The organism is Hymenobacter psoromatis, assembly GCA_001596155.1.
GTDB lineage: Bacteria > Bacteroidota > Bacteroidia > Cytophagales > Hymenobacteraceae > Hymenobacter.
The window spans coordinates 5,229,243-5,244,843 of sequence record CP014771.1; the positions used below are offsets into that span (position 1 = coordinate 5,229,243).

Below are 15,601 nucleotides of genomic sequence, written 5' to 3' on the forward strand. Positions count from 1 at the left end.
GACGCTTTAGTAAGCGTTGCACCGCTATGACAAAGAGTGGCTTCCCTATGCACGTGCGATAGCTTTTGGCATCCATCCTCCTCGCAATCTATTGCAAGGCATATACCTATGTCAGGAGCAGCCCTCCAAGTCGCGCCCCTCTAATGGTCTTGCCGGTTTGTTCGCATATTCTACTGCTGAATGTGCCGAGTGTTTTCTGTGGCTACCAATGCAAGGGTGGCCGGTGTGCTTCTTCCAACGAGTAGCAGTAGTATCTGCTTGGTCAAGCCTGATGCGGACTAGCTGATATTGCTCATAGAGGCTGAGGATTCCTATGCTGAATGCCTTCGCCCTCCTTCACTTACGAGAATTTGCCGCGCTACAGGTCAGACGTGTATTTCGCGTAGGTCAGCGGGGATATTCGAGAGCCAATTTACTCTCTTGGTATGGAGTGCACATCACCTGTAATCCAGGCATAAGTAATAAAAGTCAATCTTTTTTTATCCTGTTTTGACTTGTTAAAAATTTTGTATGTTCCTCTTTTAGTGCTAGATACTAAAGTGGAATAAGAGAAAAGCATTTGCCAGTATCTACCGGTAGATACCGGTTTTTGGAGAAGCATGGCTAGAACGCTGAACTATGTACTGCGAACGCCAATCGCGGTGGGAGAGTCCCCCGGATTTTTAGCGGGCGCACCAAATTTTATGGAACAGCCTAAGTTTTTTTATACTCCTCCAATGCGGTGGGCAGAAGTATTAACTGCACTCTTTGACGAAATTGCTCATCAGTCTCGTCAAGTAGCACGTGAAGAATACGAAGTGCTAATAGCTGAAAAAGCTGCTGCTGTGGAAGAGGCCAACCTACATGATGATATATTGACGGTTGCCGATGTTGCTAAGCTGCTGAATATAAGTCAGCAAACTGTTTATCAATGGGTAAAAGAGGGTAAGCTACAAGCATTCCGACTTGGACGTGCTGTGCGTTTCAAGCGCGGACAGGTGCTGGCAGCATTACAAACCCAAATTCGCACGGATGGTCGCCGCAAATATGCGCGTCGTGTTAATAAAAAAGCTTGTTAGCCGATGAAAACGACTAACAAGCCCGAAAATTTTGTCGCGTCTGGGGAGATTGCTGACAAAGATAGCTCTTCAATGCCGTTTCTTGGCCAAGAAATAGCACCTGTTTATTCAGTATCTGGTACTGAGTTATTTAGCTACTTTAACGCTGGCATTCAAGGTAATCCAGCCCCTCACGCTGCAATTACTGTAGCGCAACTTTATTCTATCATCACTGACCCACCACTTGACTTGCAGCGGTTAAGTGACGCTGCGCGGATTGAATTCTCGAACAATGGCAACAGTGATTTCTATAAGAAATTAAAGCGTCAGCTTCATCATGTAGCACCAGCTGGTACGTTTGCTCCCCACCGCGATGGCAAACATTTATCAGCACGTTCGAAGTGGCTAGTGCTTGATTTTGACCATCTCCCCGACCTAACTGTCGCTCGCGATACCTTGCTGACTGACGAACTGCTAAAGTGCGAAATTGGAATCCTATTCACAAGCCCAAGTGGTGCTGGGCTTAAAATTTTAGTTGCAGCAGACTTGAATAGTAGTCACCTCGATAATTTCGAGGCGTATGCGGATTATTTGACCGAGCATTACGCTTCAATTGGTTTAGTGCCAGACAGAAGTGGTAAAGATATAGCTCGCGCTTGCTTTGTGCCTCATGCGCCCGAAGCTTGGTTGAATCCAATCTATTCCTAGTCTACTAGTAGCGCATGGATATTACTAAGCTGCGGGCTGCAACAGATGCCACCCGCGCCGCTAGAATAGTGGCCCGACCTCAACCCAACATTTTTCAAAATGCAACTAGAATACCTCGACCCGTACTCAGCGAGCCAATAGTTCCGGCTGACGCACTAAACTGGTGCTTGGCTTATTTCAACCTGGGTGCTTGCCCTCCCGATGGCCGCAATACTTGGTTAGCAACCTTTGCTAAGTTTTGCAACGAGCGAGGTGTGCCAGAAGCAGAATTACTAGCTTGGTCAGAGAACCACGACGCATTACGAGGACATGGAGAAAAAAGAATTCAAGCAACGGTAAAAGGTATTTATTGCCACGATGCCGAGACTCATAATAGCAAGCCCTATACGCCTTTAATTAATCGGAAGCAATACCGTCCTCCTACGCCTGATACAGTCAATGGTTTTCTTCAACAGCCCATAACGCGCATTCGTACTGCTGAGCAATGTCTACTAGATGCGAAAAATTCTCCGCCGTTAATGCAGTTATTTGGTTGCTTATGGCAGACACCAGGCATAGCTATTCTTGCTGGTGACACTGGGGTTGGCAAAAGTGTACTGGCAGTACATATTGCTAATCTTATAGCTTCTGACCGAACAGAGTTTTTGGGTTTTAGATGCGAGGAAAGAAGGAGATTGCTTTACTATGATTTTGAATTGACTGACCGGCAATTTGAAAAACGATTTGCAAATCTCTCTTTCTGCGATGATTTTCTGCGAGTCGATACTAATCCTAACGCAGAAGATGTAGCTACTTTCACATTCGAACATATTAGTGCCGACCTTGAACGCACAGGTGCTCAAGTAATTGTTCTTGATATAGCGGATTCGCAAACAGTTAAGCCACTATCAGTTACTTGTCGTATTAGCGTTTATGAACCCGTACTCGCTTGATTTACGTACCCGGGTGGCGGCGGCCTGCCAGGAGCCGGGGGCCAAAAAAGCCGCCGTTGCCCGGCGCTTCGATGTGAGCCGCTCCTTTGTCAAAAGCCTGGTTCGCCAGCAGCAACAAACCGGCTCACTGGCCCCCAAACCGGCCAGTGGCGGCCGGGCCCGCTACCTCGATGCCGCCGCCCAAGCCTGGCTCGTGGCCTACGTGGCGCAACACCCCGATGCTACGCTGGCCGAGCTAAACCAGGCCTGGCAGGCCAGCGGGGGCCGCCCCGTGGGCCAAACCTGCCTCTGGCAAGTGCTGGACGAACACGAGCTGCGGCGAAAAAAAAAGCCCCCACGCGGCTGAACGCGACACCGAGCGCGTACGCCAGGCCCGTCAGGACCATGTCGAACAGGTCTGCACCCGCCCCGATGTTGCCCGGTTCCATTTTCTGGATGAGACGGGCTTGCGGCTGGATTACGCCCGCACCCACGGCCGGGCGGTGGGTGGGCAACGCGTCCGGGGGGCCGTGCCGCTGCGTCGGGGCCGCTCCTACACCCTTATTGGTACGCTGTCCGTGCGCGGGCTTGGAGCCCTGCAATTGCTCCATCAGCCCCTCAACAAGCACAGTTTCGCCCTCTACGTAGGCCGGTGCCTGGCCCCCACCCTGCGCCGGGGCGATGTGCTAGTGCTCGACAACCTGCCCGTGCACCACCTCGCGGGCCTGCGCGAGTGGCTGGCCAAGCGGGGCGTGGACGTGGTCTTTCTGCCCCCGTACTCCCCCGATTTTTCCCCCATCGAGCAGGCCTGGAGCAAGCTCAAAACCAAGCTGCGCACCTGCGCCGCCCGTTCCTACGAGGCCCTAAAAGAAGCCGTACGTGAGGCCATCGACTGGATTAGTAGTCAGGACGCCCAAAACTGGTTTGACCATTGTGGCTACCACACCAAACCTGCCCAAAAAGCGGTTTAAGCGTTTGCGAATTCGCTATAACATTACTGCTTTAGCATTAAAAACTACCGCCGATGCTGATACAAGCATTGGTATTATGCGCGGGTTGAAGCGATTGCAAATAGAAAAAGGAATTTCTAGTTTAGTATTAGCTCATACCCCTAAGTTGGCATCTGGTGTTGCTCTTTCTCTAAATCATCTAGCTGGCAGTAAAAACCTATCAAACTTTGCTGATAGTGTATTTTTCATTGGCCGGTCAGTGCAAAACTCTACTACACGATACTTAAAACAAGTTAAGAATCGCACAGATGAAGAGTTATATGGGATAGTAGTTTGTGAATTGAATACAAACGCCGGATATTTGGGATTCGAAATGGTAGGATTAGATGCGGAAGTTAATCATTTAGCTACATTAAATGAAGAAGTAGAGACATGTTCTCGAAAAGCTCCACTTGCTAATATTGTAGAAAAATTGCCTTCATTGCTGATTACCCAACAGTCAGCCAATCAACTCGAAAATCAATTAGCTAAACAATTTTCAACTGATGTCCGCACAATTCGCAAACGTTTGGCAATACTAACTGCGCCAGGCGCTGACTATCTGTTGGATGAAGCTGGCGGTTTGTGCGTGCTAGTCAAACAACAAGCTGGACGAGAAGTATTTTTCTCGCTCCGGCCAGTAGAAACCCCTTGACGTTGGAAGCCGGAAATTTCCAACGATGTATTTCCAGCGTGGGATAACATCGGAAGCTGGAAACTGGAAGAACGACTAGGAATAGGTTAATCTGGTTTCCAGCTTCCAGTATTGCTTCTCGGGCAACATATGTCAACGAGGCGGGGAGATAAGTTCTTGAATAATGGGTATCCAGCTAGCGCTAGCAGTGAAATTATTGCTGCTATTAAAAGTATTTGATAATAATTTCAACGTTTTTTAACTTATGAGCACCATTATAGCGTTTACTAATCAAAAGGGTGGCGTAGGAAAAACTACGTCTACTGCCAATATTGGGGCAGGCCTATCTCATATTGGTCAGCGTGTTGTCCTGGTAGACCTTGACCCACAGGCGAATTTAACCAAAGGTCTAGGCGTAGTAGCGGCCGAAAAGAATGTGTACGGAGCCCTATTAGGCGAATACGAGTTAGAAGTCTACCCGCTCTTGAAGAACTTAGCACTGGTAGCCGGCTCACCAGCTCTATCAGGGTTCGACAAGGCCAAGGGGGACGAAGTAGACCGGGAGTTTTTACTCAAAGAATTACTCGAACCGTTGAGAGAGCAATGCGACTACATCTTACTGGATTGCCCCCCCGGTCTTGGACTGATTACACTCAATGCCTACGCCTGTGCCCAGGTCCTGTACGTCCCCTTAGAAGCGCAGATGTACGGAGTCGATGGTCTGGAAAAAGTCCTAGATTTGGTCAGACGAATACAGCGACGAGTAAACCCAGAATTGGTAATGGGTGGCTTCTTCTTCACCCGTTATAATAAGCATAAAATCCTGCATCGGGAAACGACTGAAACATTGCGAAACCAATATGCCGATTTACTCTTAAAAAGCGTCATTCGGGAAAGTATCGCATTGGGAGAAGCTCCACATTTCGGAAAGGACATCTTTAGCTATGCACCTAATAGTGCTGGTTCGGCCGACTACCAAGCGTTGGTAGCAGAGATTATTAACCGCTAACTCGGGCCTTTTTATCACTATCACTCATGGCTAAGACTTTTAAAAATTCACCGCTTCCTGCTTTAGTTGCCCATGCTAAGCGGGCTTCGGAACGGGACTTCTTTGACCTGACTGACGACGCCGAGCCAGCTAAAACGTCGGCGGTAATTCCCGCTGTTGACCCTAATTTCAATAACATTGATAATACGGTAGTATCAGGTAATACTAGTAACTCTGGTGTTATGCATAACACTGGTATCAAGCGGGAAGGTATGCAGACTATAAAAAGAGATGATACGAGTAACGCAGATAACATCGGTAGTACTAGTAACAGTAGTAAACCTGGTAATACTACTGAGAGAAATTTGGGTAAGGTAGAAGCATCAATCCTAATTGGAGACGTTCGTCAAACCTTTGTGTTGAGTCGATATCATCTGGAACATCTACGAGATTATGTACACGCTCGCCGGTCTGGGGGTAATTATAATTACTCTCAGAAGCAGGCATTACAGGAGGCGTTGAGCCTGCTTTTTGCCAGTACTCCCCCAGTAGAAAGTCGGCCTATCCAAATCAAGGAGTTGGAGCAAGAGCGTCGGGAACGTATTCAACAGGGCAGATTATCGCTACCACCTGGATAACGATGATGGAAGGTGGTATGGGGATAATATAAGCGTCTTTAGGGTGGCTAGAAAGATTTACGAAGAGAACAGGACGGTCTGTTTGTGAAAGCCAGTTTGGCGATACAAAGTGATGGCCTTAACTTGAGTGTGAACGAGGGGTCTGATTGATTTTAGGGGAGGTAGGATGTAACACACTATACAAAGGCTAAAAGACACACTCGCTTTTTGGCAATCTATCTTTCATCTTGAGGTTTTTAGCAACTTGTTTAATCCATTTATTAGGCCTTACAGCCGCTCATAATCACCATATGGCAGACGCTATTATTCGCATCGAAAAGATAAAGACCAGACAAGGTATTGGGCAGCGCCAAGCTCATAATAACCGCAGCAAATACACGCCAAATGCTGATGAAGAGAGACGTCATATGAATCAGGAGTATTTGAATGTCGAGAACCAGCCCATCGTGAAATTGGTAGATGAACGCATGGAAGCGGCCAAATTAGGTAAGCCGCGTGAGGGGGCTGTATTATGCGTGGAGGTGCTAATAACCGCCGGGCCGACGGCGGAAATTTGGCAGCGGGATAAGCAGACGGGGCAGGCGGCGGATATGCGCGGCAGTGAGTGGGAGAAGCAAACTCTGGCTTGGGCCAAGCAGCAGTGGGGCGATAATCTAGTTGCCATGAAGTTGCACCAGGACGAGAAGTCCCCTCACTTTCAGTGTTTCGTGGTACCTAGGGTGGTGGGCTAGCCGGGGAAGTGGGGTTGAATGAGAATAAGGGCGCACGTCTCTCGGCTCGGGACATGTTCTCTCCCGAAACCCTGTCAAAACTGCAAACCGATTTCGCGGAAGCTATGCAGCCCTTTGCGTTGGAGCGAGGTGTCAAAGGCAGCCGAGCAAAACATAAAACGATGCGTCAGATGTACGCTTTGGGGGGAGAAAAGGCAGCGGAATTAGCGCCGCTGGTGAAACCCAATGAGCCGCAACCCTACGTGCTGCCCAAGCCACCGCTAATAGGTCGAGATGAATGGCAGCGGGAGAAACAAGCGGAGATTAATGCAGAAATCGCCCGTCAGGTAAGGCAGGTAAACGAGCGGCTAGGTGTGGTCGGGGCGGTGGCAGTAGCTGCATCAGGGGCCGCCGAACAGTCGGAGCGGTCACGTACTTGGGCGAGCGATTCGCTCCATAAAGCCGATGCGGCGCGAGCTGAGATGACCAAGGAAATTAATCAGGCGCAGGCTGAGCGGGAGCGCCACGCAGTTGAGCGGGAACGCCACACTGCTGAGTTGAATAAGCTGCTTATGCAGGTTGCTCAAGGCAATTTGCCGGCCGACCTCCTAAAAAGGGGGCAGGAGCTAGCTGCGCAACAGTTAGACGACCTACGCCAGGCTTGGCCAGTAGCATCAGTTTTGCGGGTGCAGGCTGACCAAGCGGAGCGCGCTGGAGATTATGGCCTAGTGGCAGAGTTACGCTATGGTAAAATCCCGGAGGCGGAACAGCAGCTGGCGGAATACCGGGTCCAGGCGCAGGCTACCCCAGGGGGACGCGCACTCCTGACCGAATTGGAAGAAAACGACCGGGCTATCCAAGCAATGGAGCAGGCAAAAGCGCGGCAGACAGCCGAAGGCCGTGAGCAGGAGCGCCTAGCTGAGCAAGAGCGCCAAGCCCAGGAACGAGCTGCCGAGCGCGCGCGCTACGTGCAGGAGCAGGCCGCACAAGAACAGCGGGCCGCACAGGAAGAGGAGGCGAGAAAAGCCCAGCAGGAAGCCATTGATAAAGCTGCCGCTGAAAAAGAAGTAGCCAAGCGGTCGCAAGACACCACTGGCTGGTCGCAGGGTACTCAGAATGATTTATGCCGCGTACAAATTTCCGAGCAGCAAATAGAAGACCAGGAAGAAGAATATGATATGTAACCCTATTTAAGGTGTAGGAAAAAGCAACTGTGATGATTGACGTGAATCAAGATACTCCCCTGTGTTTCTCTTGGCGCAGCAGTAGGTAGTGCTGGAGACAGTTTGCCCGGTAAAGTTATATTTTTTTGCAATCAACAGCGTCAACTTAATCTGTCTATTTTGGTCCGGTATTTAGTCTTGGTGGTGCTGACCTATGGAATGGTAATCATGCAGGCCAGCATTATTAGCCGAAGAATAGTGTATACGGGTCACATCCTGAAAGGAGAGCGGCTATCAAGCATATGAAGTGTCACGGGCTTAATGGTAGCCAGTTTTACCAGGAGAATAGTCTACCTCAACAGCTTCGCTTTTTGCGCGTCGTATTCGGCTTTGGTAAGCACCTTTTGGTCATAGAGCTTTTTAAGCTTGAGCAGCTCGTCGGCCGTACTCGGGGGCGGAGCCATGCTGGCCGGCGCGGCGGCCGAGACGGCAGTACTCCGGGTGTGGGCCGTGATGATTTCGCCCGCCGCCTCGGCCGCGTTCAGGTCCACGCAGCCATTGAAGGTGTTGGCCTTGATGACGGCCACGGTCTTGTCGCCGAAGTTGCGAGAGCGTTGCAGCCGAATGTCCTTCACCCGCACCGAGAGATTGCTCATCTGAGAGGTGAAGTTTTGCTGCTTGCTACCGGTAAACATATTTTCCGGCACGAATACGTACTGAAAGTCACCGGTGGGCAGCGTGCCCCGGCCCAGGCGTAAGGTGTCGCCGGTGTGAATCACCGTGCCGGCGGCGGTAGTGAACTCGGGGACGGACTTGCCGATGATCTGGGCCTGGGCCGGGCGGGGTAGGGTGCCGGCCAGCACGCCGCCGAGCAGGAGCAGGGAGATAAAATGCTGCATGAGTTAAGGATAAACAGGGAAGAGTCGGGTCGCGGGACCCGGTTAGGTAAGCTGCCGCCTGGCGGGCTACTGCGGGGGCTGGGTCGGGGGAAATAACTCATCGAGTTGGGCCACGTTGAGCAGGTATTCGCGCAGCTGGGGATTAAAGAGTACTGTCACGCTCGTGCTGGTGTAGTGGCTGCCTTGCGGTTGGGTGCTATCGAGCAGGTGCCGGGGAACGTAAATCTGCTGGGTAGGCATCTCGAAGAAAAAACACACTGAATCCAACTGGTAGAGCGCGGTGCGGGCCTGTTCTTCCTGAGTGCAATCCTCGGAAGCGACGGCCACTTCATCTAGCGGGAACACGTAGGACTCGCGCACCACGTAGCCGTCCGTGCGAATTTGGTGCAGCACCCGCCCCATCAGGGCGTGCACGGGGTCAGTGGGGCGGAACCGACGCAAAAAATGCTTTTTCCAGTGGGCACGCACCTGCTTGAAATCAGCCAGGTCGAAGGCCAATTGCAGCACGAACGGTACGGCGTAGGGAAGACGAGAAGGGGGCATGAGTACCGGGAGTGAAAGGGGTGAAACAGGAGATGGTAGCCGGAGCCGGTCTTAACCCAGACCGCTATGGCTTGTCCAGGGCGTTATCCACCTGCATTTGCGCTTGCCGCTTCGCCAGCTGCACCGTCAGCAGCGGTTTGCTGTACACTTCCAGCCAGCACTGCACGGGAAACGTTAGCTTTTCGGAATACTTTACCAACACCCGCTCCCCTTCCCAGTCTAGGCCGCTCATCTGGTCGTTGCGGTCTTTGCCAGGGCCGAAGAGGAAGCGGGCTTCTTCGCGCATGGCCGTGCGATTGGCCCCGATGCCCGTAGTGACGGCCCGGAACATGGCGAATTTGCCGTCCTGAAACTGGTAGTAGGTCGAGAAATCCTTAGCGTGCTTGCCGAACCAGCCGCGCTCCTGGCCGCTAGGCAGTTGATAGACGCGCACGCCCTGCTCATCCTCTTTCGTGACAAGGATGAGCTTTGGGAAATTACTGAGGGGCTCGCCGAAGCGGTGGCCCTGCATCCCGTCGAGCGAGTCGGCCCGCGTGCCGTAGGAGCGCGGCGCGGCAGCAGTAGGGGCGGCCGGGGTAGCCGTAGTTTCAGAAGGGGCGTGGGAGCAGCTACTCACCAAGGTAATAGCTAACATAGAAGTGGTCAGCGAAATAGCAATAAAGCAAGTATGCATGGTTGGTAAAATAGGAGAGTAGGAGAGAGGATGTGGTAGGAAGCAACGGTGCGGCGGCTCTCGGAAGTGGCCACTCACACGTGGGCATGCTCAGCGTAATAGTTGGGTACTTATCTCTAGCCCCAGGCCAAATACCAACAGGCTCATGATGCCGAGCCAGGCCCAGCGTTGGGCCGCTGAGTCGCAAAGCCGGGCCAGCCAGCCCATCGTAAGTAGCATAAGTAGGTACTTGGTCCAGGCCGGTAAGTCATTAACTGGGAAAATTAGGCTGCTCGCAAGCCCACCGAGCAGTAGGGTTAGTGCTGTATATGCCCCGGTGATTGGAGATTCGAACAGGCGCGCAAACGAGGTGTGCAGGGCTGGTAGGCGGAATCTGGACATCAGTTCAATATGGCTGAGTGGTGGTAAGGTAAAAAGATAAGTGGCATCTACTTGAATAAAGTAGTAAAACGGATTCAGCTCCTCGTTCACAAGGGCAGAGGATAATTGTCTGTGCAAAGCCTCCAAGCGTGAGACATAAATGGCTGAATGGATTAGCTGACTCTGCGAGGGGCTCGCTGACAGCTGCCCTTGTTGCGCGACACATGGTTCGGGTTGTCGGATACTGTTTTCTTGGTCATGTGTTTGTTTAGAGTGCAAATATGGAGCTAATAGCGGGCTTTTCAAAGCGAAATACCTAAAATATTAGCGAGGTACGGCGAGAGCGCACGGGGACCTTTGAGTCCTAAAATTTACCCTTACTCATGGGGCTCTCTACCGCTAGTTCCGCGATCCACCGTGTGTTAGCTGATAATATTCGGCGAATCCGTAAACAGCGGGGCTTCACGCAGGAAATCCTGGCTGAGACAGCGGGAGTCAACCAAACGCACGTGGGCAACATCGAGAATGCCCGCAATAGCCCTAGTGTGGAAATCATCGACCGCTTGGCTTTAGCGCTGGGAGTACCGATTGCTAAGCTCTTCGGGGATGAAGGAAGCCAACCGGTGCCGAGCAACCCAGAGAGCAGTAAGCTCTCACCTCTCGACCGGCTCAATGCCTTACTTCCTTACCTGCGAGAATACCAGCGCTTAGCTAGCGAATTCGGCATTGTAGATATTTTTCAGGATAACGGGGGTAAGCTCCTCCAAACGCTCATTATCACCCAACTCCGCAACTTACCAGGTAGTGCAGATAATGATGCACAGGACGAACAGGGTAATGAGTACGAATTGAAAGCAGTAAACCGAAGTCTAACCGCAGCTTTCTCTACTCATCACCACTTAAGCCCTGATGTCTTAGCCAGATATCGTCAGGTGAATTGGCTTTTCTGTGTGTATGCCGGGATTGAGGTTGTCGAACTTTATCTGGCACGCCCTCAAGTGCTAGAGCCCTATTTCAGTACATGGGAAGCCCATTGGCAACGTGACGGTGAGACTAGCAGACGGGCTCTCAATAATCCTAAAATTCCAATAAAATTCGTCCAAAAAGTTGGCCAGCTGATTTATCAAGAATCCACTGACGGACGAATCACCCTTAGCCCAAGATTAGCGCGCTGGTTCGCAGATGGTTCACATTCCCAATTAGGATGAGATAGTAGAACGGACGTGAGATTAATAACCTATGATAAGCATAAATAATAAGTGATTAACTTTTGTCGATTATGACTAGTATCAATGCTGTAGAGATGCATAAGACATATTCTGATGCCTTCAAAGCATTTAGAATGTTAGAATTAGATGATATTCGTGATGACCTTGATAAGTGGACGAAGAAATATATGTCGACTAGTTGGGAGTCCTTTGGCAGGCATCTGAAGCGTATGGAGAACTATTTAGAAAAAAGTAAATTAGATAGAGATAAGAAAGAGAAAATATTAAAAATTATTGATTCGCAGAGGGTGTACTATAATTCGGGCGTAGAATGGCCGCATCAACGGAATTATATAAATGTGGAAGATAGAAGGGATTTGTCTGACTACCGAACCTATTTGCTGCGAGAGTTTCCATTTCACGAAGAGGTATATACTTGGTCTCATGATAAGGTTAAAGGGCTTTCCTCTAGTCAACAAAATGCTTTGATGTCTATCAAGGAATTTAATTGCAGAATAGAAGTAATAGATATAAAGCTTAAATACCCTAAGCATATTTTGAATTCCTTTTCAAACTATAGTGAAAGACTCCATGCATCAGCGGAGAAAACTCTGCTGCGTGCTAATCCACTAGACAATAAAGAAAATAAGTCGGCTGGCAATAAGGTCTCTGAAGAAGCTATATTATCGCTAGCAAGCTTATGTATTCCAACTGGCAGAGAGACTCAGGAGGAAATAGCTGATTATGCAAAACAATTATGGATTGGATTACCTTCAGGGATACGAAAGAGTCCTAAATCTGTCTCTACTAAAGTAAAATATAGTGCGTCTGCGGTAGCTATTTTCAGACTTATGCAATACCTTGGAAAAATTAGCAAAGAGGTAGGACTTGAGAGTTGGAGAATTATTTTGGAAGAGGAGTGGGGTATTGTTATTACCGAGAGCATATCAAAATATACAATTAACAATAATGACACTAAGCAATTTGTAAAGGCAGTAGTTTCTGCCTTTACGAAAATTAAGAAAGGTAATTATCGGGATTGGATAGGAAGAGAGAATGAGTTGCCCGAAGATTATAAGTAATTTAGGTAGTCCTAAAAGTGTAATGCTGCGTCGATTCTCGGCCGCTATGAAATCAGCCACCGGATAACTGAAACGGCCCCATGCTAAACTACCGCCAATTTAGGCAGCATTACATTTTTAGGACTACCTAAATTATTTCGTTGGTTATAAGCCGGGGTGGTCGAGTGCCAGTGGACACGAAGCTAAGGCAGGTTGTTAAAACGGTAGTGGAATTCGAATTTGAGCCGGGTGCAGTACCATAGGGCGGAGTGCAAGCGTTGGGTGTTGTAGTAGTGGTCGAGGTATTCCGCTAATTCCAGCCGGGCTTCTTGCAGGTCAGCAAAGCAGGCCCCACGGGGCAGTAGCTCTGTTTTGAGTATGCTCCAGCCACTCTCGGCCAGGGCGTTATCATACGGATTACCAGGCCCGCTCAGGCTGGCAATGGCCTGGGTCCGGTCAAGTAGGGTGGTGAAGGCCTCACTGGTGTACTGGCTGCCGCGGTCGGTATGCACGAGCAAGCCAGGCGGGGGCTGGCAGATAGCCACGGCCCGGTAAAAAGCGGTCAGAATCAACTTCGTATGCAGCGATTCACTCACATGCCAGCCGACGACGCACCGGGAGAAGGCATCGCGCCAGCAGGCCAGATACGCCCACTGGCCTGTGGCCAGGGCGAGGTAGGTGATGTCGCCGACCCAAATTTGGTTGGGGGCCGTGGCCGCCGGCCTAGTGGCGGGCTTATTGGCGGCGGCGATAGCCTGCTGGTCGACCTGGGTAGTGCGCGGCGGCCGGGTGCCGACTCGGGTGCAGAGGGCGCGTAAGCTACTGCTGCTGAGCCAGCCACGCAACCGCTGCCGACCCACTGCATACCCTTCCCGCCGCAACTGGGCCCGTAAGCGGCGCTGGCCGTAGCGGCCGGCATGCGTGGTGAACACGCGCTGGGTCGCTACTTGCCAGGCGGCAGGTGCGGGCTCGCTCGCCGGGGTGGGCGTGCGTTTCCGCCAAGCATAATATCCGCTGGGGCTGACGCCCAGCACCTGAGACTGCTGCCGCGCGGGCCAACAGTCGGCGTGTAAGGCAATGAACGTGGAGCGTTTCATCGGCCCATCTTTTGTGAAAATGCGCATCAAGCATTTGGACGATGGTCAGCGCTTTTTTAAATATCGCGCTCCATCTCCGCTCGGGCCAACTGGGCCCGCAACTGCTTGTTCTCCTGCTCCAGCGCCTCGCTACCTGCGGGGCGAATAGCTTGGGCCCCGGGCGGCACGCACCCAGCGCCCGAGTAGCGCCTCGCTTATGCCCAGCGCCTGCGCCACACGCGTGGCCGCTTGGCCATCCTGAGAGTGACGCGGCGGACCGCCTCAACCCGAAAGGCCGCATCATAATTGTTTTTAGGCCGTTTGCCGGCTGGTTTTGCTGCTTCCATGACAAGGAAAAGTTACTTTCGTCGTGTCCATTTCTACCCGACCACCTCAGCCAAAGCCAGCTACCGCATTGCGGAGGCCGCGCTGGCCCAAGCCGTCGACGCGACCTTGTAACTCCCCAACCTTTACCCAGCGGCAGTCTAAGACCTTAAGGCGAGCGGCTAAGATTTGAAAAAAGTTGACTTGTACCCTATGTTGTACCCCAAACAATAAAAAAGCCGCCCTACGTGCTGTAGAGCGGCTTTTTAGTAGTCCGTAGGGGAATCGAACCCCTGTTGGTAGAATGAAAATCTACTGTCCTAACCCCTAGACGAACGGACCGTTTTTCGTTTTGGTGGTGCAAAGATACGGCGACGGCCTTTCAAACCAAATTAAGGGCCGAAAAAAATGCGCTGGCAGCAATAAGGACGTTGATTTTCAGGTGAAAAAAATCGAAGACCCTACCAAATGAGGTCAGTAACCGTAAGAATGCTGGTCTGCTGGTAGCGGGATAACGGTAAAGCCGTCAATGCCCGTACCTTCGCAGCGCGTTATCACCTGGGCTGCCATAGTGGCCCGCTACTCTTTCTATTTTTTCCAATATCATGGCAAAAATCAAAGTCGCCATCAATGGCTTTGGCCGCATTGGTCGCCTCACCTTCAAGTCGCTGCTCGGGCGCGACAACGTGGAGGTTGTGGCTATCAACGACCTGACTGACAACAAAACGCTGGCTCACCTGCTCAAGTATGACTCCGTGCACGGCCGTTTCGACGGCACGGTGAGCTACGATGACAACAGCCTGACCGTGAACGGCCAGCATATCGTGGCTCTCGCCGAGCGCGACCCTAAATTGCTGCCCTGGAAGGCAATGGGCGTGGATATCGTGCTCGAAAGCACGGGCCGCTTCGTGGATGAGGCCGGCGCGGGCCAGCACATTACCGCAGGTGCTAAAAAGGTCGTGATTTCGGCCCCGGCTACCGGTAACATCCCGACCGTAGTGCTCGGCGTGAATGAGGACATTCTGAAAGGTGACGAAACCATCATCTCGAACGCTAGCTGCACCACTAACTGCCTGGCCCCGATGGCCAAAGTGCTGGACGATGTTTTTGGCATTGAGAAAGGCTACATCACCACGGTGCACGCCTACACCTCGGACCAGAACCTCCAGGATGCACCCCATAAAGACCTGCGCCGCGCCCGCGCCGCTGCCTACAGCATCATCCCTACCAGCACGGGGGCTGCCAAAGCCGTCGGCCTGGTGCTGCCCCAGCTGAAAGGCAAACTCGATGGCATCGCCATGCGCGTGCCCGTGCCGGACGGCTCGCTGACCGACCTGACCGTAATCTTGAAAAAAGAGGCTACCAAGCAAGAAATCAACGATGCCCTCAAGGCGGCCGCTGAAGGCCCCATGAAAGGCATTATTGAGTATACCACCGACCCGATTGTGAGCATCGACATCGTGGGCAATCCGCACTCGTGCGTCTTCGACTCAGAATTGACTTCAACTAACGGTACGCTGGCCAAAGTAGTGGGCTGGTACGACAACGAAACGGGCTATTCGACCCGCACCGCCGACCTCATCCAGAAATTGGGTGAGAAAATGGTGAGCTAATTCGTAATAGCTAATGACAAATGACCAGGGACTACTGACTACTATCGTTCAATGTCAGAACGATAG

General features: G+C 51.5%; 14 protein-coding genes, 1 tRNA gene and 1 pseudogene. 8 read left to right on the top strand and 8 right to left on the bottom strand.

The window, feature by feature from the left end:
- Positions 1-2,281: 2,281 nt before the first annotated feature.
- Positions 2,282-2,554, bottom strand: a complete 273-nt coding sequence (locus A0257_22235) for a hypothetical protein (GenBank protein AMR29545.1) — start codon at positions 2,552-2,554, stop codon at positions 2,282-2,284.
- A 103-nt stretch (positions 2,555-2,657) separates the two neighbouring features.
- Between A0257_22235 and A0257_22240 the strand changes: the two genes are divergently transcribed.
- The 5 genes from A0257_22240 (at position 2,658) to A0257_22260 (ending at position 7,799) form a co-directional block, all read left to right on the top strand.
- Complete coding sequence (locus tag A0257_22240; protein AMR29546.1) at positions 2,658-3,023, top strand: hypothetical protein; 366 nt, start codon at positions 2,658-2,660, stop codon at positions 3,021-3,023.
- A 100-nt stretch (positions 3,024-3,123) separates the two neighbouring features.
- Positions 3,124-3,627 carry a hypothetical protein gene (locus A0257_22245; protein ID AMR29547.1) on the top strand — a complete coding sequence of 168 codons (504 nt, stop codon included), beginning with the start codon at positions 3,124-3,126 and terminating at the stop codon, positions 3,625-3,627.
- Between the two features lie 917 nt (positions 3,628-4,544).
- The gene (locus tag A0257_22250) at positions 4,545-5,288 is read left to right on the top strand and encodes a hypothetical protein (GenBank protein AMR29548.1); all 744 of its coding nucleotides are present in this window, start codon (positions 4,545-4,547) and stop codon (positions 5,286-5,288) included.
- A 907-nt stretch (positions 5,289-6,195) separates the two neighbouring features.
- Entirely contained in the window at positions 6,196-6,636 is a 441-nt protein-coding gene (locus A0257_22255; GenBank protein AMR29549.1) for a hypothetical protein, read from the top strand.
- Between the two features lie 8 nt (positions 6,637-6,644).
- Positions 6,645-7,799, top strand: coding sequence for a hypothetical protein (locus tag A0257_22260; GenBank protein ID AMR29550.1), 1,155 nt, complete (start codon positions 6,645-6,647; stop codon positions 7,797-7,799).
- Between the two features lie 329 nt (positions 7,800-8,128).
- Here A0257_22260 and A0257_22265 read toward each other — a convergent pair whose 3' ends face one another.
- The 4 genes from A0257_22265 to A0257_22280 form a co-directional block, all read right to left on the bottom strand.
- Positions 8,129-8,677, bottom strand: coding sequence for a hypothetical protein (locus A0257_22265; protein ID AMR29551.1), 549 nt, complete (start codon positions 8,675-8,677; stop codon positions 8,129-8,131).
- Positions 8,678-8,743: 66 nt separating this feature from the next.
- Positions 8,744-9,184 carry a hypothetical protein gene (locus tag A0257_22270; protein ID AMR29552.1) on the bottom strand — a complete coding sequence of 147 codons (441 nt, stop codon included), beginning with the start codon at positions 9,182-9,184 and terminating at the stop codon, positions 8,744-8,746.
- A 100-nt stretch (positions 9,185-9,284) separates the two neighbouring features.
- Complete coding sequence (locus tag A0257_22275; protein ID AMR29553.1) at positions 9,285-9,893, bottom strand: hypothetical protein; 609 nt, start codon at positions 9,891-9,893, stop codon at positions 9,285-9,287.
- A gap of 90 nt (positions 9,894-9,983) precedes the next feature.
- The gene (locus A0257_22280) at positions 9,984-10,400 is read right to left on the bottom strand and encodes a hypothetical protein (protein ID AMR29554.1); all 417 of its coding nucleotides are present in this window, start codon (positions 10,398-10,400) and stop codon (positions 9,984-9,986) included.
- Between the two features lie 476 nt (positions 10,401-10,876).
- Between A0257_22280 and A0257_22285 the strand changes: the two are divergent.
- Positions 10,877-11,377, top strand: a pseudogene (locus A0257_22285) (XRE family transcriptional regulator).
- 368 nt (positions 11,378-11,745) lie between these two features.
- Here the strand turns inward: A0257_22285 and A0257_22290 are convergent.
- The gene (locus tag A0257_22290; protein AMR29555.1) at positions 11,746-12,015 is read right to left on the bottom strand and encodes a hypothetical protein; all 270 of its coding nucleotides are present in this window, start codon (positions 12,013-12,015) and stop codon (positions 11,746-11,748) included.
- Positions 12,016-12,312: 297 nt separating this feature from the next.
- Here A0257_22290 and A0257_22295 point away from each other — a divergent pair, with 297 nt between their 5' ends.
- Positions 12,313-12,543: a hypothetical protein gene (locus tag A0257_22295; GenBank protein ID AMR29556.1), complete on the top strand. Its 231-nt coding sequence runs from the start codon at positions 12,313-12,315 to the stop codon at positions 12,541-12,543.
- A 182-nt stretch (positions 12,544-12,725) separates the two neighbouring features.
- On the opposite strand, the gene A0257_22300 is transcribed toward A0257_22295, so the two are convergent.
- Positions 12,726-13,646: a hypothetical protein gene (locus A0257_22300; GenBank protein AMR29557.1), complete on the bottom strand. Its 921-nt coding sequence runs from the start codon at positions 13,644-13,646 to the stop codon at positions 12,726-12,728.
- Positions 13,647-14,189: 543 nt separating this feature from the next.
- Positions 14,190-14,264, bottom strand: a tRNA-Glu gene (locus tag A0257_22305).
- Between the two features lie 263 nt (positions 14,265-14,527).
- On the opposite strand from A0257_22305, the gene A0257_22310 reads away from it, so the two are divergent.
- Entirely contained in the window at positions 14,528-15,535 is a 1,008-nt protein-coding gene (locus tag A0257_22310) for a type I glyceraldehyde-3-phosphate dehydrogenase (protein AMR29558.1), read from the top strand.
- Positions 15,536-15,601 lie beyond the last annotated feature (66 nt).